Origin of the sequence: Faecalicatena orotica, assembly GCF_003149245.1 — a bacterium.
Taxonomy (GTDB): Bacteria; Bacillota; Clostridia; order Lachnospirales; family Lachnospiraceae; genus Faecalicatena_A; species Faecalicatena_A orotica.
Window position 1 is genome coordinate 75,719 of the sequence record NZ_QGDL01000016.1, and the last position, 20,930, is coordinate 96,648.

Annotated in this window: 20 protein-coding genes; 7 read left to right on the forward strand and 13 right to left on the reverse strand. The window is 42.5% G+C overall.

Translation table 11 applies throughout. The annotated features are described in order from the left end of the window. Positions 1 to 265 precede the first annotated feature (265 nt). Both A8806_RS21760 and A8806_RS21765 read left to right on the forward strand, forming a co-directional pair. Positions 266 to 706 (forward strand): GNAT family N-acetyltransferase, encoded by a 441-nt coding sequence (locus tag A8806_RS21760; RefSeq protein WP_109733280.1) that lies wholly within the window; start codon positions 266 to 268, stop codon positions 704 to 706. A 164-nt stretch (positions 707 to 870) separates the two neighbouring features. After that, on the forward strand, positions 871 to 1,896 hold the full coding sequence (locus A8806_RS21765) for an aldo/keto reductase (protein WP_109733281.1): 1,026 nt from the start codon (positions 871 to 873) through the stop codon (positions 1,894 to 1,896). A 91-nt stretch (positions 1,897 to 1,987) separates the two neighbouring features. Here A8806_RS21765 and A8806_RS21770 read toward each other — a convergent pair whose 3' ends face one another. From A8806_RS21770 to A8806_RS21815, 10 genes are all read right to left on the reverse strand, one after another. Further along, positions 1,988 to 2,449, reverse strand: coding sequence for a VOC family protein (locus A8806_RS21770; protein WP_181368821.1), 462 nt, complete (start codon positions 2,447 to 2,449; stop codon positions 1,988 to 1,990). Positions 2,450 to 2,504: 55 nt separating this feature from the next. Further along, entirely contained in the window at positions 2,505 to 3,248 is a 744-nt protein-coding gene (locus tag A8806_RS21775) for an SDR family NAD(P)-dependent oxidoreductase (protein ID WP_109733283.1), read from the reverse strand. Between the two features lie 25 nt (positions 3,249 to 3,273). Further along, on the reverse strand, positions 3,274 to 4,884 hold the full coding sequence (locus tag A8806_RS21780) for a glycoside hydrolase family 43 protein (protein ID WP_109733284.1): 1,611 nt from the start codon (positions 4,882 to 4,884) through the stop codon (positions 3,274 to 3,276). A 2-nt stretch (positions 4,885 to 4,886) separates the two neighbouring features. Then, the gene (locus A8806_RS21785) at positions 4,887 to 5,966 is read right to left on the reverse strand and encodes a Gfo/Idh/MocA family protein (RefSeq protein WP_109733285.1); all 1,080 of its coding nucleotides are present in this window, start codon (positions 5,964 to 5,966) and stop codon (positions 4,887 to 4,889) included. 11 nt (positions 5,967 to 5,977) lie between these two features. Then, positions 5,978 to 6,766 (reverse strand): carbohydrate ABC transporter permease, encoded by a 789-nt coding sequence (locus A8806_RS21790; protein WP_109733286.1) that lies wholly within the window; start codon positions 6,764 to 6,766, stop codon positions 5,978 to 5,980. A gap of 1 nt (position 6,767) precedes the next feature. Next, positions 6,768 to 7,649 (reverse strand): carbohydrate ABC transporter permease, encoded by an 882-nt coding sequence (locus tag A8806_RS21795; protein ID WP_109733287.1) that lies wholly within the window; start codon positions 7,647 to 7,649, stop codon positions 6,768 to 6,770. A 68-nt stretch (positions 7,650 to 7,717) separates the two neighbouring features. Then, positions 7,718 to 9,076, reverse strand: a complete 1,359-nt coding sequence (locus tag A8806_RS21800; protein WP_109733288.1) for an ABC transporter substrate-binding protein — start codon at positions 9,074 to 9,076, stop codon at positions 7,718 to 7,720. 49 nt (positions 9,077 to 9,125) lie between these two features. Beyond that, complete coding sequence (locus tag A8806_RS21805) at positions 9,126 to 9,944, reverse strand: sugar phosphate isomerase/epimerase family protein (protein WP_109733289.1); 819 nt, start codon at positions 9,942 to 9,944, stop codon at positions 9,126 to 9,128. Between the two features lie 42 nt (positions 9,945 to 9,986). Then, positions 9,987 to 10,451 carry a VOC family protein gene (locus A8806_RS21810; protein ID WP_109733290.1) on the reverse strand — a complete coding sequence of 155 codons (465 nt, stop codon included), beginning with the start codon at positions 10,449 to 10,451 and terminating at the stop codon, positions 9,987 to 9,989. Positions 10,452 to 10,487: 36 nt separating this feature from the next. Continuing rightward, positions 10,488 to 11,639: a Gfo/Idh/MocA family protein gene (locus A8806_RS21815; RefSeq protein ID WP_242996224.1), complete on the reverse strand. Its 1,152-nt coding sequence runs from the start codon at positions 11,637 to 11,639 to the stop codon at positions 10,488 to 10,490. A gap of 306 nt (positions 11,640 to 11,945) precedes the next feature. Here A8806_RS21815 and A8806_RS21820 point away from each other — a divergent pair, with 306 nt between their 5' ends. The 3 genes from A8806_RS21820 (at position 11,946) to A8806_RS21830 (ending at position 14,016) form a co-directional block, all read left to right on the forward strand. Continuing rightward, on the forward strand, positions 11,946 to 12,860 hold the full coding sequence (locus tag A8806_RS21820; RefSeq protein ID WP_109733291.1) for a helix-turn-helix domain-containing protein: 915 nt from the start codon (positions 11,946 to 11,948) through the stop codon (positions 12,858 to 12,860). 47 nt (positions 12,861 to 12,907) lie between these two features. Beyond that, entirely contained in the window at positions 12,908 to 13,402 is a 495-nt protein-coding gene (locus tag A8806_RS21825) for a transcriptional regulator (RefSeq protein ID WP_109733292.1), read from the forward strand. Positions 13,403 to 13,539: 137 nt separating this feature from the next. After that, entirely contained in the window at positions 13,540 to 14,016 is a 477-nt protein-coding gene (locus tag A8806_RS21830) for a GNAT family N-acetyltransferase (protein ID WP_109733293.1), read from the forward strand. A 177-nt stretch (positions 14,017 to 14,193) separates the two neighbouring features. Here the strand turns inward: A8806_RS21830 and A8806_RS21840 are convergent, their stop codons facing one another. Further along, a complete protein-coding gene (locus A8806_RS21840; RefSeq protein WP_109733295.1) occupies positions 14,194 to 14,406 on the reverse strand; it encodes a DUF3791 domain-containing protein in 213 nt (70 codons plus the stop codon). After that, a complete protein-coding gene (locus A8806_RS21845; protein WP_109733296.1) occupies positions 14,403 to 14,639 on the reverse strand; it encodes a DUF3791 domain-containing protein in 237 nt (78 codons plus the stop codon). Before A8806_RS21845 ends, A8806_RS21840 begins: the two co-directional genes overlap by 4 nt. 387 nt (positions 14,640 to 15,026) lie before the next feature. Between A8806_RS21845 and A8806_RS21855 the strand changes: the two genes are divergently transcribed. Further along, complete coding sequence (locus A8806_RS21855; protein ID WP_109733298.1) at positions 15,027 to 17,915, forward strand: response regulator; 2,889 nt, start codon at positions 15,027 to 15,029, stop codon at positions 17,913 to 17,915. A 77-nt stretch (positions 17,916 to 17,992) separates the two neighbouring features. Then, positions 17,993 to 19,414 (forward strand): D-alanyl-D-alanine carboxypeptidase family protein, encoded by a 1,422-nt coding sequence (locus A8806_RS21860; RefSeq protein ID WP_109733299.1) that lies wholly within the window; start codon positions 17,993 to 17,995, stop codon positions 19,412 to 19,414. Positions 19,415 to 19,500: 86 nt separating this feature from the next. Here the strand turns inward: A8806_RS21860 and A8806_RS21865 are convergent, their stop codons facing one another. Then, positions 19,501 to 20,691, reverse strand: coding sequence for an AfsR/SARP family transcriptional regulator (locus tag A8806_RS21865; protein ID WP_109733300.1), 1,191 nt, complete (start codon positions 20,689 to 20,691; stop codon positions 19,501 to 19,503). Positions 20,692 to 20,930 lie beyond the last annotated feature (239 nt).

Consider the following 20,930-nt stretch of genomic DNA (forward strand, 5'->3'; position numbering starts at 1 on the left):
TGTCTTTGGGTAACAGCAGGGATATAAAGGGATTAGTTAAACTTATAAGGAAGCTGCTTTATACCTGGAAAACCATCTCCTAAGCGGAAGGCCAGCGGTTCGAATCCGCTCAGGAACGCTAATGGAAAAAGTCGGAGATACCTTGGAAAATAAAGGGCTTCGGCTTTTTTGTTTGGGAATAATAGGGGGCAACCCCTAAAGAAAAAAATTGTGGATGCGTAATATAATTTAAAAAACGACTTTCAATTTGATGGGGGTATATAAAATGAAAATTATTGAAGTAACAGACAGAAATTCGCTGATAGAGCAGTTATTAAAAGTGTGGGAAAGTTCTGTAAAGGCAACACATCTCTTTCTATCGGTTAGTGAAATAGAAGACATTAAGAAGTATGTACCACAAGCACTTAATGAGATCCCCCAATTAATTATTGTTGAAAACGAAAATCAAGTTCCAGTTGGTTTTATGGGTATTGTAGAACAACACCTTGAAATGCTTTTTATTTCTCATGAGGAAAGAAGGAAAGGAATTGGTAAAGAACTGCTTAAATATGGAATAGATAAATATTCGGTTAATGATTTAGCCGTTAATGAACAAAATCCTCTTGCTAAAGGTTTCTATGAATACATGGGATTTGAAGTTTATAAAAGAACAGAATGTGATGAACAAGGTAATCCATATCCACTTTTATATATGAGGTTAGCTTGATAAATTTCAAAAGCCACAAAGACAACATTCCGTTCTTCATCTATATGTGTCACTACAAAATAGTCTGAAAGTATATCAGTCATGTAAAACTAAAGCAATTGTAATCATTTGAAAACCATGTATAATTAATATTAATATAGATTAGATTGTAAGGAGGTATATTTGTGAAGCGGATTACGTTAGGTACGACGGGCATTACTGTGCCACAGAATGCTTTTGGCGCCTTGCCTGTTCAGAGGGTGGACATGGAGATGGCGTCTTTGATTTTGAGAAGGGCCTATGAGGGCGGAATGACTTTTTTTGATACTGCCAGAGCCTATAGTGATAGTGAGCAGAAGATTGGTAAGGCGCTCGGGGAGGTTAGAGATAAGATTTTTCTTGCCAGTAAGACAATGGCGAGGACACCGGAGGCGTTTTGGTGTGATCTTGAGGAATCGCTTCGGATGCTTCAGACGGACTACATAGATATCTACCAGTTTCATTGTGTGGATACTTGTTACCGGCCAGGGGACGGGACTGGCATGTATGAATGTATGCAGAAGGCGAAGGAGCAGGGAAAAATACTCCATATTGGCGTAACTTCCCATAAGCTTGAAGTGGCAAGGGAGTGTGTAAAGTCGGGACTCTATGAGACAATGCAGTATCCGCTCAGCTATCTTTCTATTGACAAGGAGCTGGAGTTGGTTGATATGTGTAAAGAACAGAAAATGGGATTTATTGCCATGAAGGGTCTGGCAGGAGGGCTGATTAACAACTCCCGCGCGGCTTTTGCGTTTATGTCCCAGTTCGACCATGTACTGCCGATATGGGGGATTCAGAAGCTGGAAGAGTTGGAGGAGTGGCTTGGATATATGGAGCATCCTCCGGTTCTGGATGAGGAGATAACTGTATTTATTGAAAAGGAAAAACTGGAGCTGACAGGGGATTTCTGTCGTGGATGTGGATACTGTTTGCCGTGTCCGGCTGAGATTCCAATCAATAACTGCGCAAGGATGTCACAGATGATCCGAAGGGCTCCATCTGCTGACTGGTTAAGTTCCCAGTGGCAGGATAATATGAAGAAGATAGAGAATTGTCTGAATTGTGGGGAGTGTAAGAAGAGGTGTCCTTATGAGCTCAATACGCCGGAGCTGTTGAAAAAGAATTATGAGGATTATAAGAAAATTCTGGCGGGGGAAGTGGATGTCTAAAAGCGGTGCAGGACGATTATAGCAGCCATTTTGAAAATATTTATATATAAGAAATAGCATCCAGTGGTGACAGGATGCTATTTCTTATATATTATTTATACTGTTCTTTCACCTCGACTAATACGCCAAGTGCCTCCGATGTATTGAAATATTCGTAAGCCTCATACCCCTTTTCCTGTTTAAAAATGGATTCGAAGCCTGCATTTTTTACAGTCTCTTCATCATTTTCAAGGGGGCCGTCTGATAACAGGCAGATGGAGCAGATTGACGTGCCGTGTTCTTTTAACCAGTCTGCCCAGGGATCATTGTTTCCGAGAGGCTGGATAATTTCGAACCAGAAGTTATCACTGAAAACACTCTCCACTTTCATAGGTGTATCTGTAATATCAGCACCTTTATACTTCGTAAAAGGTGTTCTTACCTCTTTGTGTTCTCCATCCTGCGCTTCCGGCCCTTTCCCGGTTCCCAGCAGTGTTTTATATGCTGAAACAGTTTTTTCCAAATCGTCTGTCACTACAATTACTTTAACGATATTCGTTGATGATAATGCCATTGTTGTCTCCCTCATGTTATATGTTATTATTTACTTGTTTCTTTGCTTACCTGATCTATTTATTCGTAAAACCGCCGTCCGTTATGATTTCAGCACCTGTTACATAAGACGATTCATCGGATGCCAGGAATAATGCAACTGCCGCGATTTCGCTGGGTTTTCCGATATGACCGATGGGGAGCTGTGAAATGATATTGTTCCGTATCTCGTCATTGTCATGTACAAAGTCCGTGAACCCTTGTGTCTCTGTCGGTCCGGGGCTTATTGCATTTGCCCGGATCCCCTTTTCGGCAAGCTCGCCTGTGAAAGAACGGGCCATGGATCTGACCGCCGCTTTTGCCGCATTATAAACGATGGCGTTTTTCCCGCCCTGAAAACCTGCAATGGATGAGATGAGGACAATTGCGGATTTATTAGACATAAACGGAATAAGCTTCTGTACTGTGAAAAAGGCAGAAAAAACATTCAAATCCATAATCAGATGAAACTCTTCCGGAGTGATTTCCGGGATCGGGTTTTGAGGTCCGTTTCCGACAATCGGAAGTACTGCCTTGACTTTACGCCCTGTTTTTTTTACGGACTCGGCTATTTTCTCCAGATCCTCTACCTTGGTTGCGTCAACCTTCAGAATATCGATAACCTGACTGTTTCCCTCATATACTTTTTTAGCGGTTTCCAGATCATAATCAGCTACAATCAAATCAGCGCCTTCGCTCAAAAAACGTTCTGCGATAGCCCTGCCGATCCCGTTTGCAGCACCTGTAACAACACACAATTCTTTATCTAATAATTTATTCATAAAATTCTACCGAACCTTTCTGTGTCTAAACGATATACTCAAAGAATTCAAACTCTGCTTTGGATTCATAGCCGGAATAATCAACCGCGGCCAGACCTACGAATGCTCCTGTAAAAAAGCCGCCGTAATGGGAATTCACATAATCATCAGAAAGAATCATGGCATCATATTTCACAGGTATTCTGTTCCAATCTTCCCCGTTGAAGGAATATTCATAAAAATAGTCCAGATGGTCGACAACTGTCTTGAACCATATCCATTCGGCATTTTCTGGAATTTTCACAGCGTTCTCTTTCAGGGCAGAAGTGTATCTGCCATTGTCGCACTCGGCAGCTTCAATCACATTATTGCCTTCATCGTCTTTTGTAATGAAGATCCAGGACCAGTGCTCACTGTTGTAATAATTTGCAAGACCTGCCATTGCCTGATAGCCGCAGGGGTTGAATTTTACCTTTGTCACAGACTCAAACTCAAAATCTTTCCATCTTCTTGCAATAAAGGATGGGTCGAATTTATTTGAAAGAGAGCCACGGCCTATCAATTCAAGTTTTCCGCCTCCAGTCTTTCCCATTTTCCCAGAAAAAGGTACCCGCAGTGTGTTCCACTCACCATTCAGCTTATCCGATGAAAAATCATCATAAACGGCATTGGTTTCAGGTGCCTCCGTATATATGGCATCCTTCGGGGCATCCACTTCCTTCAGGCCGCCGTGCCCGCCTTCGACTCTCGGCCAAAGGTCATCATCCCAATAAACCTTCTGGATACTTGTTTCACGGCCAAGCGGGCACCAGCCTCTCGGATCATAAATATTTTCTGTCGCATGATGGAGCGGTCTTGCACAAAGAGAAGCATAATACCATTCTCCGGAAGGGGTCTCAACAAGGGAGCCATGTCCCTGCTTCTGGAGATAATGGTCGGGCGTGTCGAAGTTGGTTATGAATGGGCCGTCCGGCTCTGTTTCATAAGGTCCGGTCAGATTCTTTGAGCGGGCAACAACTTCCTGATGTGTCCAGATTGTTCCACCCTGTGCTGCAAATATGTAATAGTATCCATTAATTTTATAGATATGCGGTCCTTCAACTGTTTTTACATTCGTACCTTCATATACGGTCTTTGCGGTCTCTGGTTTCAGCCTTTGGCTGACCACGTCATATTCTGTAAGGGTCAGTCCATTAAAGGGATTGTTATATTCACGGTGATCCCATGTCTGCTGGATAAGATATTTTTTCCCGTCATCATCATGGAAAAGAGATGCGTCAAAACCAACACCGTTCAGCTTAATGGGACTGCTCCAGGGACCTTTTATATCCTCTGCGGTTACAAGGTAGTTATACATATCCTTAAACGCACCTTCTACCACTTTTACATCTGTGTAGACGAGCCAGAACTTTCCGTCAGCATAGGACAGGTCAGGCGCCCAGATACCGCCGGAGCATGGATTGCCTTCCATGTCAAGAAGTTCTACACTGTCCAGAATAGATGTGGTCAGATTCCAATGTACAAGATCTTTCGATTCATGAACTCTGACCCCGGGAAACCACTCGAATGTGGAAGACGCAATATAATAAGTATCGTCCACTCTGATCATAGACGGGTCCCCGTGAAAACCTGTAAGAACCGGATTCATTATTTTCATTATTATTCTCCCTCATATTTGAAATCTAGCTGCCGTCTGATTTCATCCATCATTTTCATGACAGATAAGGTATCTTCCCAGGGCATTACTGCAGATTCTATCCTGCCTTCTAAGAGACATCTCTGTACCTCTGCAGCTTCAAAATGCATTCCGAAAAGCCCGTCACGGCCGCCATTATCATCTTCATGTGTCTTTGAAACATACTCAAATTTGGAACCGTCAGTATAGTAAACCGTGAAATCTGACGGCCTGTAAAACTGACGTTTTATTTCTATTCTTCCCTTTGTCCCGCAGATCGAAGCAGTGACCGGGGATACCGCAAGCGTTCCAAAAGATAACATTGCAAGTGCACCCTTACCGTTTTCATATTCCAGAATCACCGCATCGTTTGCGTCTACACCTGTTGGTGCCGCAGAACCGGCTGCAAGAATCCGTGTCGGATTTCCTAGCAAAAACTGCGTGAATGAAATCGGATATACACCCAGGTCTAAAAGTGCTCCGCCCGCAAGGCAGGGCGCATACATACGATTCTCCGGTTCGAAGGGAATACAGCTCCCATGGTCCGCAATAATCTGTACGATCTCCCCTATACTGCCGCTGTCAATCAGCTCCTTTACCTTGATAATATGGGGCAGAAACCGTGTCCAGTACGCCTCCATAACAAAAAGCTGTTTCTCTTTTGCCAATTCGAATATTTCTTTTGCCTGTTTGTAATTTTGTGTAAAAGCCTTCTCAACTAAAACCGGCTTATTGTGCTGCAGGCACTTCATGGCCCATTCATAATGCTGTGCATGGGGCGTGGCAATATAAATCACGTCAATATCCGGATCCTGCATAAGCTCTTCATAGGAACCATACGCCTTTTTGATTGACGGGAATTCACGCAAAAATGCCTGTGCCTTGTCCAGGCTGCGCGAACCAACCGCGGCAATATTTCCGCCGGCCTTTATCACCTGATCGGAAAAACAGCCTGCAATCCAGCCCGCACCCAGTATACCCCATCTATGTGTTTCCGGCATTTTTTCATCCAGCTGGGCAGAATATGCTCTGCTCGTTAGAAACTCTTTTTTTATATTTTCCATCGTTTTCCTCACTATTTTAACGCTCCGGCACTCATGCCCTTTTCAAAATTCTTCTGCATGGACAGGTAAACAATAATCTCCGGGATTGCAGTAATTACGGCTGCCGCAAGTATTTTAGTCTGGTCATTTGTAAACTCGCCCTGGAAATACTGTGGGAGCAGTGTTACTGTCTGCATGCTCGGGCTTTGCAGGAACAGAAGCGGCAGGAGATAAGAATTCCATGCGTTGATGAATGTCAAAACAATAATAGAAGATGCAATTGGTTTGGTAAGCGGGAGGATGATATACCAAAACATGGAACGGACATTCGCACCGTCAATTCTTGCTGCCTCCATCAATTCATCCGGAATTCCGGTGGCAAAATTTCGTGCAAGCAGAATTGAGAACGGCAGCTGCAGTGCAGCACTTGGCAAAATGACTGCCCAGAAGGTATTAAACATGTGCATCTTCTGAAATGTTACAAATAAAGGTGATAACATAATGACTTCCGGTAAAGTTAACGCAATCAGAATCATCCAGAAAAATACTTCTTTTCCAAATATATGTAGTTTTGCAAATCCAAAACCGGCTGTCATACTGAAGATATACACCAGTATAATGACACCTGCTGTGATGATAAGTGAATTTCTAAAATAGGTCGGAACTACACCTGTGTCCCATACTGCCTTATAATTTGAAAAACCTGTTCCACCAAGAGAACCAAGAAACATCTGTACGAGTGGAATCGCATAAGGTATTGTCATCAGCAGCAGAATAATCTGTAGAATAACTTTGTTTTTTAAACTTCTAACTTCAAACATTTTACGACTCCTCCCCTTTATTCATCCTATTGATAAGCAGCGCGCCACAGATTGCCAGTACAAGGAGCACTACTGATATTGCTGCTGCATAGCCAAGATGAGACTGCCTGATCCCCTGTCTGTAAATATAGGTACCCAGAAATTCTGTTGCATGATTCGGCCCGCCGGTTGTAACCAGATACGGTATGTCAAATGTCTTTAAAGCTCCGATGATTCCAAGCATTGCTAAAGAAATGATAGTGCCTTTGCAGTTCGGAAGTACCATATTGAATAGCGTTCTGATATTTCCTGCCCCGTCCAGATGCGATGCCTCAAGCATTTCTTTATCAATCTGGCTCATTGCCGCATAATATAAAATGAAGCTCATTCCTGTGAACTGCCATACAGCAATCATCATAAGGATAATCAGCGCTGAATTTGATTTCGACAGCCAGTCAACAGTGATACCGAGATGGAACACGTTAAATATATCCTGCAGAAGCCCCTGAGGTGAAAACAGAAGTCTGAATACCGGTGCCATTGTTGCAGGAGCCAGAATTGTCGGTATAAAAATCAAACACTTATGTAGTGTGGCGAGCTTTACTTTTGTATGCAGAATTGCGGCAAATATAAAGCCTAAAAAATTCTGGACTAAAAATGTAACGATAAAATAAACAATTGTGTTTGTAATAGCTTTCCAGAAAACCCAGTCAGAAAACACCTTCGTATAATTGCTTATCCCTACTTTTGTCTGAATCGGGTCAAGACCATTCCAATTTAATGTAGACAGGTCAAATGTATAAAATATGGAATAATATATAATACCTACAACAAAAATAAATGCCGGAAGAATCCACGGGAGTCCATTCATCTTACTGGATTTTTTTGCTTTATTCTTTTTCATATTTAAATCTCCTCAGTTCTAACTGGCAGGGGGCCATAAAACGGCCCCCCTTGTCAAAATATGGTCCCTTATTCACTGTCAGCCTGAGTTGCTGCAAGCTGGGCAGCCCCGTCTTCCGGAGTCATTGTCCCACCTGCCACGCCGGCCAGAACATCCATCATTGCCTGATTCATATCTGCATTGATTGCTCCAAAGCGCGGGTTATCTCCGCTGTTCATAGCATTTTCAATATAATCTTTAATTTCGTTATTCTGCTTCTCAGGATTTACCAGTTTTACATTATCCCAATCTGGAGTGATAGATTTCAGTGAAGGAACAACGTTCAGTGTGTCAGCAATCATCTGCTGTCCGCTTTCAGAAGTTCCGAGCCAAACGGCAAATGTAGTTGCTGCCTTGATGTTTTCTGATGTCGCAGATACCGCTGTTGAGTAGTCCAAATCGCCGAACATGGAGCCTGTATTTCCTGTTCCTGCGATATCAGGGAATTCGATCGGTATCATCGTAAATGGTTCTTCTGATGATGCTGCGGACTCGATTGCAACCTTCATCGTTTCAGGCAGCGTATTGGATGTATACCAGGAGCCCATCATAACCATGGCTGCTTTCTGGGACATAAACAGATTGTTTGCCTCTGGATACTGCTGGATACCAAGAGCACCTTTTTGCATAATTCCGTCGTCGAATAAGCCTTTCCACAACTCCAGAGCTTTTACGATGGATTCATCTGTCCACTCTGCTTCGCCCCTTGCTGCTTTGGTAAAAAGACCCGGTTCTACATTGTCAGCGATTGCATGGAAGGTATCCATGTTAAATGCACCCTGCCCTGCACCCTGAACGAAACCTTCAATACCATTATCTCTAAAGGTCTGGCATGCTTCTTTCCACTCGTCATAGTTAGTAGGAATTTTTACATTATATTTATCGAAAAGGTCCTGATTGATCCAGAGATTTCCTGCATATACACTGCCAACACCCAGTCCTTTCAGCTGCCCGTCGACCGTCATGGTTGTAATAGACGCCTCATTGAGTTTATCCTCATAATCATCGCCTAAGGCTTCCTTAACAGCATCAGTTAAATCAATTGCCTGTCCGCCGAATACCTGAATCCCGCCGTTTGCTGATCCCGCTGAAACCTGAAAAGCATCAACACCCTCACCATTAGCTAAGGCAGGTTTAATAGCTGCATCATAATCATCGATTGTAGTCTGTTTCCATGTTACCTTGATGTCCGGATATTCTTTGTTAAACTCGGCAATATATTCTTCATTAGCCGGTGACCCCGGAGTCCATCCCCACCAGACAACTTCGCCTGATGTTTCCGTTGATGTATCTTCTTTCGGTTTGCTGCCGCCGCACCCGGCGAGCACAGTTGACGTCATCACCATTAAGGCTGCTAAGCCTGCTGCTGCAATTCTTCTTTTTTTCATTTCTTTTCCTCCTTTTACTTGTTTAATACCTACTCTATACCATAAACGCTCAAAGCGCCATTAGAGTCTTTACTTTCAAAACACTGTTTAAATATTCTTCATCTGTATTAAGATGCTCAATGATAAACGGCATGTTATCATCAAAGGATAATGCTTTTTCAATTAAGTATCTGATGTTTATCCCCCCGTTACCGACATTCGTTTCTCTGAAAAACAGGGTATAGTTTTCCTCCATCCTGACATCTTTCAGGTGGCAGCTTCGGATATGTTCGCCCAGCTTTTCAAAGCACTCGTTTATGAATTCTTCATTCAAAAAATATCTTCTCGGCGTCGTGATCCAGTTAAAAATATCCATGTGAACAGCAAACCGGTCTCTGTCTATAGATTCAAGCAGCTGTATATATTCATCGGGTCCGGTTGGGAACATCCATGGCATTGACTCAATGGTAAAATATGTATTGGTGGGATTAACTGCATCTATAATCTCCTGAATTGTCTTTACACCGAGTTTCCATGTTTCTTTCGAAAAATTCTCTTTATAGGCGCCATCCCAGCGGGGGCCTCTTGCCCCTATAATATTCACACAGCAGCGGGCGCCGATCCTGTCCGCAAGTTCCAACTGGCCAATTGTATACTCTATAGCCTCTTTGCGTGCGTCTTTATCTAAATCCAGTGTATTGCGCCAGACTCCAACTTCTGCTATCATAAGATCATTTTTTTCTGCTTCTTTCACATATGCATCGATAAGTGCATCGTCGTCTTTGTAAGAGAGTGGAAAGTTGACAGATCCAAGACCTAATGTTTTATGCTTCACAGCCCAGTCCTTCGGGCTGCTGTGCTCTAATGGTGAAGATGTCCCAAGTCTCATGTTTTATATCACGCCTTTCTATTCCGGTTCGTGTATCTGTTATTACTTATTATAACTTTCGAGAAGTTCAACTACACATTTCAGGTCCGGAGCATCGAAATAATTATATTCTCCGCTGCCATCACCATAAACACCTCTTTGAACCAGTGTCATGCCGGCTGCTTCCATATTTACGACGGCAGTTTTTGAATCCTCTACCTGAAATGCAACGTGGTGGATTCCTTCACCCTTTTCATCGAGGTAGTTTCTCCATGTGGAAGGCTCCTCGTTCGGCTGGATTAATTCAAGCTGCAGTCCCGGTCCAACATCAAAGAAGGCCATCCAGCAATAGGCATTCGGTGCAGGCTCACCTTGAAACTGTGTTCCTGTAACCTCATAATCTCCGATTGGCTGTGTCTCCGGGACATCCACACCTAAAAATTCGGCCCACTTCTTCTTTGTCTCCTCGACATCCTTTACAATGAATCCTACCTGTGCTACTAATTTTGTTCCTATTACTCCTGACATGTTCTGTCTCCTTCCTGGGTTTTACCCAATTAAATATTAAATTTCATCTATAAATCCACCTGGTTTTAAAGGCTCTGGCCTTTCACAGGTAGTTTTCATTTTGTAAAACTCACCCATTTCAGAAGAAATCATTATTCCCTCTATTGCTTCGGTAATATGCATAATTAAGGTTCCATTTGCCCTGTTTTCTGAGTTTGTCTCTATCGCATCAGCAAGGTCGAGCACCCCTATGCCCCTGGAATAATCTTTTACTCTGGGATATAACTCTGGAAGCTCATAGAACTTTTCTTTTCTGGTGAGAGCTTCCCCGGTTTTTTGGTAAACCGTATCCGTATACTGTTCCTTCCGGTATACTCTTGGAGTGCCGCCGCCGTAGTTCGGGTCCGGATAGGTGAGTGTGCCGCCATCTCCGTAAATTTCAAACATGGGAAGGTTTGAACCGTAAATATCAAAGCTTACGTTGAGGTTCACAACGACGCCGCTCTTTAATCTTAATATAGAAGAATAATGGGTTGGAACCTCTGTCTCGATCTCTGTTCCCGCATGCGGCCCAACATAGATGTGCCTTGTCCTGCCGGCTTTCGCATCAAAAGCGGCAATGCTTTCTATAGGACCGAGCAGTGAGACGATTGCAGAGAGATAATACGGCGCCATATCAAACAGGGGGCCGCTGTTCTTTTTATAAAAAGGTACTGGGTTCGGATGCCATGTTTCCACACCGAAGGTTGTCATGTTTGCTGTTAAAAAGAATGGCTTCCCGATCAGGCCCGCATCCAGGTAATATCTCAGACTCTGAAGCCCGGATGAAAGAAAAGTATCCGGTGCGCATCCGACCTTGACACCCTTTGCCTTTGCCAGATCCAGAACTTCCTTTGCTTCCTTCAGACTGGGGGCAAATGGTTTTTCACTGAAAAGGTGCTTTCCGGCCATTATGATCTGTCTGCCCAGTTCAACGTGGAACTGCGGCGGCGTTAGATTTATGATAATCTCAACCTCATCATCGTTTAACAATTCTTCCGGGGTGTATGCCTTTTTTATATCAAACTCCGATGCCAGTTTCTGCGCAAGTTCTATATTAATATCTGCACAGGCAATGACATCCAGCTTTTTATAAAATGCTTTTATATCGGCAAGGTATGTTCTGCTAATCACTCCGGAACCAAGGATGCCTATTTTAAATATTCTCAAAGTCATTCTCCTTTTCTGCTGAATTTTCTACAAACCATTTTGCAATGTGTTTTTCTATTTATATAGTATCTAACTTTTTCACAAATTTCTTTTAAAAACTTGTGTACCGTATGTGCATATTTTGTTATGTTCCTATAGCAGACTTGATATTGTGTCCATAAAAATCATGTGTTTTTACGTATTTTTGTTAATTTTGTATGCATATTGTTCTTTAAAACTTATCAAATATTGCTATTTGCAATCCTAAATGATAAACTAACCATATACCTAGACTCATCTATATAACCAGTAAAGGATGGTTCGATTATGCAGACAAATAGTTATTTTGAGGAGTTGAATTTTGAAGAGAAGAAGAAAATTATTGTATCAAAGAAAATCGATACCACTTTTTCTGATACAATGCATTGGCATCCTTTTGTCGAAATACTTGTAAGCTGCTATGATAATAATGAAGTAACAATTAATTTTACCAAGTACACGCTTAAGATTAATGACCTGGTTATCATCTACCCGGGCGACCTTCATTCTTTGATTCATGTGGATGAGAAGGCATTTATTCTTGTGCAGTTTCCACTCGATTTACTGATGATTATGAGCGAATTTAACAGTAATTTTTCTGTATTTTCCCAATATCATTGCATAAAATATGACCCTTCGAATATCGATGTTGACAGAATGATTTTTTTAATAAAAGAACTGCCCGAACTATATTATTCCGACGCTCTGTTTAATGAAGTCCGGATATACTCACTTCTGCTGGAGTTTTTTGTAAAGTTTGGACAATACTGTATTAATGATAAGAAAGAAGAGTTTGCCAGTGATACTAACGAGGAATACAAGTCTCTCAAGCTCATGGCGGAAGCCTGCCTTTATATATCACAGAACTGTACGAAATCCCTTACTCTGGATGATATTTCCCGTTACATCGGGTTTAGCAAATACCATTTTTCGCACCTGTTCAAAACATATACGAATATGACATTTATAGATTTTCTTACGACTGAGCGTATCAAAATGGCGGAATCATTGATTTCGAATCCAAAAGCACACATGATTGATATTGCTTACGACTCGGGATTTTCAAGTATTTCTTCATTTAACCGTGCCTTTAAAAAGATAAAGGGAATTTCCCCCAGTGAATTTAGAAAAACATTGATCAATAACAGCGTAGATGTGAAATCACCGGTCGGTTTAGAAGAAGAGGGTGACCCCGTTTCCTGAGGATATATAATTAATAAAAAATAAAAATTGAAAGTGAGGTTTATAGTATGCAGTCTGTTAGAATTATTGAGATACCGAAAATCAAGGCGGTTTTTTCCGGGCCGCTTTCTTCAAAAGAAAAATTCGAGAAGTTTATCAAATGGTTCAGTGAATATCATGCATCCCTGAAAGGGGAATTGTTCCCAAGAGATTTTATGTGGTACAACGAAAGAATGAATGTGAGGGAATGGTTTTATGCGTTACCTCCAAATGCAGATTTACAGCAAATAACTGATTATGAAATTGTTGATCTGCCATCCGGCCTTTATGCGGCTGCCTCATGCCTGAATGCTGATCTGGATGGTGCAGAAGACTGGCTTAGTACAAGGCAGGAAATAAACGACTGGGTTCAGAAAAGTGATAAGTTTGATTTATATGTTAATGGAGAGGGCAGGGAGGAAAGATATCCGATGTTTCACATAGTTTCTCCGGGGTGGATGATGGAGAAGGGGATTTCGATTGAAGATTTATATGTTCCGATTGTAGAAAAAGGAGAGAAGTAGAGGAGATATTTTGTACCTGTAGCATAGGTGGTGATATATATGGATGAAGGATTCTTTTCATAAGGTACATGCATTTCACAGTCTTGAAAGCAGCTGATACTGAGGGGAATGTACTGAAAATTTGCCGGAGAGTAATAATGAATTTAACATATAAAAGAGCATCAATTAAGGATATAGATATCTTAACAAAAACAAGAACAGAAGTATTAAGGGCAGCGAATAAACTGTCTGATGATACTGATATGAGTGAAGTGGAAAAGCAGTCCTATAATTATTATAAAAAAGCACTTTCTGATGGAACACATACAGCATATTTGATTTTTGATGAAGGCAACTTTGCAGGTGCTGGTGGTATCAGTTATTTTCAGGTAATGCCGACTTACCATAATCCAAGTGGAAACAAAGCTTACATAATGAACATGTACACGAAACCCGAGTACAGGAGAAAGGGAATTGCGTACAGAACACTGGATATGCTTGTCAGAGACGCTAAAAATAAAGGGATTACTGCCATTTCTCTGGAAGCAACGGATATGGGAAGATCATTGTATGAAAAATATGGTTTTGTAAGAATAAATAATGAAATGGAATTAAAGGGAGGCGTTAAGCTATGAAAAAAGTGCAGTTAGTGAGTATTATCGTATTAATTATTGCGTTAGTCATTATGGTGGTAAATATATTCCTTGCGCCTCTGGCGGACTGGATTGTCAGGGTAGATGGTGTCATTCTATTAATTGGTATATTTTTTCTATCTTATAGTACGGTTAAATGTCATAATAGGAGCAGATAACCTATCTTTTGGCCGCATATTCCTGTTCTAATTCTTCCGTAAGATATGCATCGCTCATACAGTGCATATCAGAGACGCCATCCCGGATCAGTGGATAGACCTCAGAATTGTAGAAGAAGTCGAGCGCCGCATCCAATGAGATACCTTGACGTTTTGCAAAGCATTCGATGACACGGCTATATTTTTTTTGAAGTAAAATCGGATTTGCTTTCATACTCTGATCCCCCTTTCTTTCATTACATCAAGAAGGTCATTGACGATATATTCCCGGCTCTGCGTGTGCAGGACTTCGTATTCCGGTACGATATAATCATTGAGAATATTGCTTTTCTCTGTAAATGCCCGATAAACAAGTTTCGCATCTACACCAAGCTTCGCGGCAACATTTTCAATACAAAATATGGAAAATTCCAGTTCTCTGGAATTTTTGATTGTTTCCTCAGGCATATTCGTTAGCCCTTTACTACATTTTAGTCGAAACACTCGAAAAATTTCTTGGCCTTCTGCCCCTAATTCTTTCATCATCATACTACAGAAATGTATTTTGAAGAATCAAAAATGCAAAAAAGATTTGTAGTGTCTTTTTTTCCAAATAATAGTATAATAAAAAATAGGTTTAATCTAGATACTGTTCAGACCGTGCCGTGCACTTTGCTGCACGGCATCGGAGCCAAAAAAGTGATGATTTCGGGGCATCTGCCCCTCGCCGAAGGCGACTTTCAATGGGCAGATGCCGTTACTGTGCGCGCCCACAGGGTGTGCACAGTAACTTAATTTGTAGTGACCGGAGAAGTAACAGGTTGGAACTATTGTAAGTAAGGAGAATTTGTAATAATGGATGCAGTGTTAAAAAGCGAGGTAGAGGAATTTGCCAGTAAGATATTGAGAAGTTATTTTTGCGATTCAGAGGTAGATTTCCTGATTTCTACTTTTGCACCGGAGATTGTATGGATGGGCGGCGGGGAAAAGCAGAGAGCCGAAGGGAGAGAAGCCGTTGCGTCTGCATTCAGAAGAGAAAAGGAAGACCTTATCCCGTGTAATATGAGTGAGGAGAGGTATGTCACTTTGGAGCTGGGAGAAGGCCTGTACCTCTGTGAGGGAGACAGCTGGATCGAGGCAAAACCGGAAACGAAAATGGTTATGAATGTCCACCAGCGTGTAACCTTCATATTCAGGAGAAAGGGAGATAGTTTTGAGTCTGTACATATTCATAACTCAATAGACTTCTCTGCAATACAGGATGACGAACTGTTTCCGATCGAGTCGGCAAAAGAGAGCTATGAGAAACTTCAGGATATGCTCGTGCTAAAGGAGGCGGAAGCTGACAGGCAGGCGAGATTCCTCCAACAGCTTTATGATACTGTTCCCTGTGGGATTCTGCAGTTTACGACGGAACAGCCGTACGAGATCCTGAGTCTGAATAGAATGGTGTGGGAATTTTATGGGTTTGAGTCGGAAGAGGATTACAGATCAAAGATACAGTCTCCTGTCCAGCTTGTCCTGAAAAATGATAAGGATAATATCATTGGTATGATTGAAGGTCTCAAGACCGGCGGACCAGCTGTCAACTATACGCGCCAGAGCAGGAAAACAGACGGGACCAGTGTCTGGATCAGCGTGATTATGCACCGTATTGTCAATGTAGACGGAATTGAGGTTATACAGGCCATATTTACGGATATTACAGAAATGACTACGCTGGTGATGGCACAGGAAAGAGAGAGGATGATTGAGAATCATTTTCTGAGGGCGGCAACTTGTACTGCCTACCCGCTGATTATGAGCCTGAACCTGACACAGGGTAAATTTAACTGTTTTATCGAGGAACAGAAAGGAGTCATCGATGACAACAGCGGTAATTATGATGAATTAATGGTTCACTCGGTTGAATTGGTGAATCCGGCATTCAGAGATGAATACAGACATGAATTTTCCAGGGAAAACCTGCTCAGGAGATATGCAGAAGGAAAAAAGGAGAATTACATAGAACTTCAGATGATGGGATATGATGGGAAGGAGCACTGGCTGTCCCTTCATGTAATCTTTGTTGTCAACCCGTTCAGCACGGATATACTGGCAATCCAGCTGGTGAAAGTGCTTGATGACCAGCGTTCGGAAAAGCTTAGACAGGAGCAGCTGCTGCGTGATGCGCTGTCTTCAGCCATGGCCGCCAATCATGCAAAGTCGGATTTCCTTTCCAGAATGAGCCATGACATCAGGACGCCAATGAATGCAATCATCGGAATGTGTACGATTGGTCAGCTGAAGATCAATGATCCGGTCCGTGTCATGGATTGTTTTAAGAAGATTGACGACTCATCCAGATACCTGCTCTCTCTGATCAATGATATTCTGGATATGTCAAAGATAGAAAATGGGAAGATAGAAATTGTAAAAGAGAAGTTTGAGTTTGCCGGATTTTTTGAAAATTTAATTTCCATAATTTATCCTCAGGCGGTAGATAAAGGAATTACGTTTGAGATGTATCATAAGGAGCCAATCTTGAAATATTATTTAGGTGACGCTCTTAGAATCAAGCAGATTCTTATGAATTTATTGTCTAATGCATTGAAGTTTACCGGATGCGGCGGAACAATCCAGCTGGAAGTATATGAAAAGAAGAGAACACGGGAATCCGCATATATGTGTTTTGTGGTTCGTGATACCGGAGTGGGGATGTCAGAAGAATTCATGAAGCGCATCTACGAGCCGTTTGAGCAGGAGTCCAAGGAGGCGGCGAGGAATAATGTGGGAAGCGGTCTGGGACTCTCTATTGTTTACAACATGGTACAACTGATGAATGGCCATATTGAAGTCAAAAGTGAAAAGAACAAGGGAACGGAATTTACTGTCACGATTCCTCTGGGCATTGCAAAGGAACTGCAGGAGGAAGATTTTGATGCAGACAGCAGTGACCTGATGCAGGGAACAAGGGTCCTGATTGTAGATGATGACCAGATTGTAGGTGAGCAGGCAGTACTTATTCTGTCAGAGATCGGCGGAGATCCGGTCTGGGCCGCATCAGGAATGGAAGCTGTGTCATATGTACAGGAGTCTGCTGATGCAGGAAAACCGTTTGAGATTGCCATGATCGACTGGAAGATGCCGGACATGAACGGGATTGAGACAACCAGGAGAATCCGGCAGATCGTTGGCAGAGATACAACGATTATCATCATATCTGCGTATGACTGGAGTACAATAGAAGAAGAGGCAGTGGCTGCCGGTGCAGATTATTTTATTTCGAAACCGCTGTTTAAGTCCAATATCGAAAGGGCACTGGCAGAGATCGATAAAAATCATGAAAAAATCAAGGCTCTGGATTCCATAAAACCAGATTGTTTTTCCGGACAGAGGGTACTTCTTGTTGAAGATAATATACTGAACCGGGAGATTGCAAAATCTCTGCTGGAAATTAACCATATCGAGGTGGACACGGCAGAAAATGGCGCTGAGGCGGTAGAGCGGTTCAGAGAGTCCGGGAAAGGATTCTATTTTGCCGTACTCATGGATATCCGTATGCCTGTCATGGATGGCTTAGAGGCGACGAGGCAGATACGAAAGGAACCAAGGGAGGAGGCCAAAACAATCCCGATTCTTGCGATGACTGCAAATGCATTTGAGGAAGATAAGAGGATGGCATATGAGGCAGGCGTGAATGGATATCTGGCAAAACCGCTGGATATTCAGGTTATGTTAGATGAGCTTAAGCTATATTTGTAATAAAAAGATTTGAATAGGTATCCTCTGCCGGTAAGAATGCCGGTTAGAGGATATCTGACAGATGGCGGGAGGTAACAATGAAGTTAAAATGTATTTTATTTAGTCTTATGGTGTCTGTCCTGCTGGCATCAGCGCCGGTTCAGGTATGGGCTGAGGATGCGGATAATCAGGAAAAGACAGAAGAAGAACTTGCCGCGGCAGAAGAAAAAGAGAAGACGGATTCCTATGCCAGGGAGATCGATACGAATGCATTGGAGAACTGGCCGTCCGGTCCGCAGGTTTATGCGGATTCGGCGGTTGTCATGGACATGGAAAGCGGTGCGGTCCTGTATGCAAAGCAGGCCGATAAACAGCATTATCCCGCCAGTATTACCAAGCTGATGACAACGCTTGTTGCTTTGGAGAATGCGGAACTGACGGATAAGGTAAGATTTACAGAGGACAGCATTTCCTTTCTGCAGTGGGATGATGCACAGATCGGGATGAAGGCCGGCGAAGAAATAAGTCTGGAAGATGCACTTCATGGCGTCCTGCTGGCCTCTGCAAATGAGGTTTCCCACGCAGTCGCGGAGAGTGTGGGAGCCGACCGGCTGGGCGGCGATTATGAGACTTTTATCCAGAAGATGAATACGAGGGCAGAAGAACTGGGATGCACAAATTCACACTGGGTGAATCCAAACGGGCTTCATGATGATAACCACTATACATCGGCCCATGATATGGCCCTGATCGCATCTGCCGTGTATCAGCAGGATGAGTTTAAGAAAATTATGGGAACGCTGGAGTATAAAATAGGCGCCACAAACCTGACGAAGGAAGAGAGGGTATTCCAACAGAACCACAAAATGCTCTGGCCGGAAAACTATTATTACTATGAGTACTGCAAGGGTGGTAAAACAGGATATACTGATCAGGCTAAAACGACGCTGGTCACCATGGCTGACAACGGAGATATGCGTCTGGCTGCAGTTGTTCTCTATGACTACGGAGTGGATGCCTATACAGACACAAGGGCAATGTTCGACTATGTTTTCCAGAATTTCCACAAGGTTCCTGTAGCCGGGGCCGAAGATGCGGAAGAGATATCCTCTTTTGATGATAAGGATGCATACGTGGTTCTGCCTGAAGATGTTGCGTACACAGATCTGGATAAAGAAATCGTCCTTACAAAGCAGGGAATCCGTTCTGGAAAAATCATATACACGTATAAAGGTGATAACGTAGGCAGCGCCGCCGTGACCCTTACAGAAGAAGGGTACCAGAAGCTCTCAGGAGGAAGTGCTGCCCAGAGCGACAGCAAGAAGATTGAGAATGAAGGCAGTACGCCGGACCAGTCGGCGCAGGCAGACAGGGACAAGGCAAAGGAACAGGAGAATGCGGAAAAGGACAGCCGGAATCTGAAGCTTGTCATCGCTGTTTCAGCCGCAGTTGTTTTCGTTGTCATCATTATCATCGCGATACTGGAAGCAAAGCGGAAAAGAAAACGCAGGAAAAAATAAAAGACCATAAAATGAGAGACGGCCCTCCCCCTGTATCTAAGTTATTCGGATACAGGGGAAGGGCTTTCGTTTTTTAATAACCACATTTATTCAATTGGTTTTTCCTCGATATTTAGATAAATGTCAGGATCAGGATTGATTTCCTCGAATGCTTTGATAATCCGGTCTGTTACGGTGTTGATATTGATATCCTCAGAGACATTGAGCAGCACGGAATACTGGTTCAGTGATGCACGAGTAAAGACATCATTCTTTCTCAGTCCGTTGGCAAGCAGATCGTAAAGCAGATTCATAATCCTCTTCATCTTAACTGAATCCGGCAGTGTATCGTTCTTGGGAAGCAGAGAAAACAAGAGCAGATAATATTTTCCCTGTGAACGTCTCACAGATCTCAGATTGAGCTGGTAAATATTCTTAAAAATGTCAAAGTTACAGTAGAAGGTCTTGTCCGTATCCTTCTCCACACCGAGCGTGGTCTCCAGTTCATCCATCTTCAGCTCTATATTTGGCATGCGGAGCAGGATGTCCTGATAGATATCACGCAGCGAAGTGCTGATATCGAGGCCATATTTTGAGGAGAAGAAATCCACTGTGGACTGGTAATATTCCAGCGCAGTCTTAACTGTATTCATTCCCATATATGCAAGCAGCTTATAGCGGTAGAAACGCTCTTCTTCCGGATAGAGGATGATGGACTGGTCGCATAGTGAAATTAGTTCGTCATATCTGGACTTGGCGTACAGATATTCACACATATTCAGGGTACAGTTAACATACATGTTGCGATAATATGTTGCACGGTACTGGACCCATTCAACAGAGGCATGGTTAGACAGAAAATCTCCGGTATACAGGCGCTGCATACGGTAATAATACCGGTACTGCCTTTCGGAGTCCGGTTCCTGCCGGGCCAGGTTATAATAATTTTCAAAATCGGTAATATCAATCTTGCAGTACAGGTCTGGGTTCCAGTAATAGGCATCCTGGGTAAACTTGATATAGTCGATATCCTGTTCCGGATAAAGCCTCTCGAGTTCTTTCCTCGCCCTGTATACAAGGTTGCGGAGAGCACCTACAGGGATCTTGTCTTTGACATCAGGCCATAGCATTGACATCAAAACATCCTTTGGCACTTTTGTATCCTGATTGGCAACCAGATAAGAGATCAGAAGAGTAAGCTGGGTACTGTTGTGCTCACTTGGCGCATATTCATAAAACGGACTGGAAATAGAAAACTCATTAAAAAAGTGGATATGAAGGTCTGGTTTTCGTCTCATTTGTCTATTCTCCTTGTTTTTTTCGAATTTATAACATTGTTATAGTAGGATTTAATAATTATTATATCACTTATAGTGCAAACTTTCTACAAATAGATTCCACCAATATACCAAAGAATGGAATTTTGCCGAAATTTTTAAATTCCGGTGAATCCCTTGACTATTTAAGAGTTTCTTTTTATAATAAACTCTGTGCAGACTTAAATGGAAAAAACGATGACGAAGACAGTAGGTCATAT

Coding starts and splice junctions, on each gene's coding strand:
- A8806_RS21825 (WP_109733292.1), top strand. CDS start 12,908: ATGCAGTCTGTTAGAATTATTGAGATACCGAAAATCAAGGCGGTTTTT.
- A8806_RS21840 (WP_109733295.1), bottom strand. CDS start 14,406: ATGAAAGCAAATCCGATTTTACTTCAAAAAAAATATAGCCGTGTCATC.
- A8806_RS21800 (WP_109733288.1), bottom strand. CDS start 9,076: ATGAAAAAAAGAAGAATTGCAGCAGCAGGCTTAGCAGCCTTAATGGTG.
- A8806_RS21830 (WP_109733293.1), top strand. CDS start 13,540: ATGAATTTAACATATAAAAGAGCATCAATTAAGGATATAGATATCTTA.
- A8806_RS21810 (WP_109733290.1), bottom strand. CDS start 10,451: ATGTCAGGAGTAATAGGAACAAAATTAGTAGCACAGGTAGGATTCATT.
- A8806_RS21785 (WP_109733285.1), bottom strand. CDS start 5,966: ATGGAAAATATAAAAAAAGAGTTTCTAACGAGCAGAGCATATTCTGCC.
- A8806_RS21790 (WP_109733286.1), bottom strand. CDS start 6,766: ATGTTTGAAGTTAGAAGTTTAAAAAACAAAGTTATTCTACAGATTATT.
- A8806_RS21760 (WP_109733280.1), top strand. CDS start 266: ATGAAAATTATTGAAGTAACAGACAGAAATTCGCTGATAGAGCAGTTA.
- A8806_RS21780 (WP_109733284.1), bottom strand. CDS start 4,884: ATGAAAATAATGAATCCGGTTCTTACAGGTTTTCACGGGGACCCGTCT.
- A8806_RS21860 (WP_109733299.1), top strand. CDS start 17,993: ATGAAGTTAAAATGTATTTTATTTAGTCTTATGGTGTCTGTCCTGCTG.
- A8806_RS21795 (WP_109733287.1), bottom strand. CDS start 7,649: ATGAAAAAGAATAAAGCAAAAAAATCCAGTAAGATGAATGGACTCCCG.
- A8806_RS21770 (WP_181368821.1), bottom strand. CDS start 2,449: ATGGCATTATCATCAACGAATATCGTTAAAGTAATTGTAGTGACAGAC.
- A8806_RS21775 (WP_109733283.1), bottom strand. CDS start 3,248: ATGAATAAATTATTAGATAAAGAATTGTGTGTTGTTACAGGTGCTGCA.
- A8806_RS21805 (WP_109733289.1), bottom strand. CDS start 9,944: ATGAGACTTGGGACATCTTCACCATTAGAGCACAGCAGCCCGAAGGAC.
- A8806_RS21865 (WP_109733300.1), bottom strand. CDS start 20,691: ATGAGACGAAAACCAGACCTTCATATCCACTTTTTTAATGAGTTTTCT.
- A8806_RS21845 (WP_109733296.1), bottom strand. CDS start 14,639: ATGCCTGAGGAAACAATCAAAAATTCCAGAGAACTGGAATTTTCCATA.
- A8806_RS21820 (WP_109733291.1), top strand. CDS start 11,946: ATGCAGACAAATAGTTATTTTGAGGAGTTGAATTTTGAAGAGAAGAAG.
- A8806_RS21855 (WP_109733298.1), top strand. CDS start 15,027: ATGGATGCAGTGTTAAAAAGCGAGGTAGAGGAATTTGCCAGTAAGATA.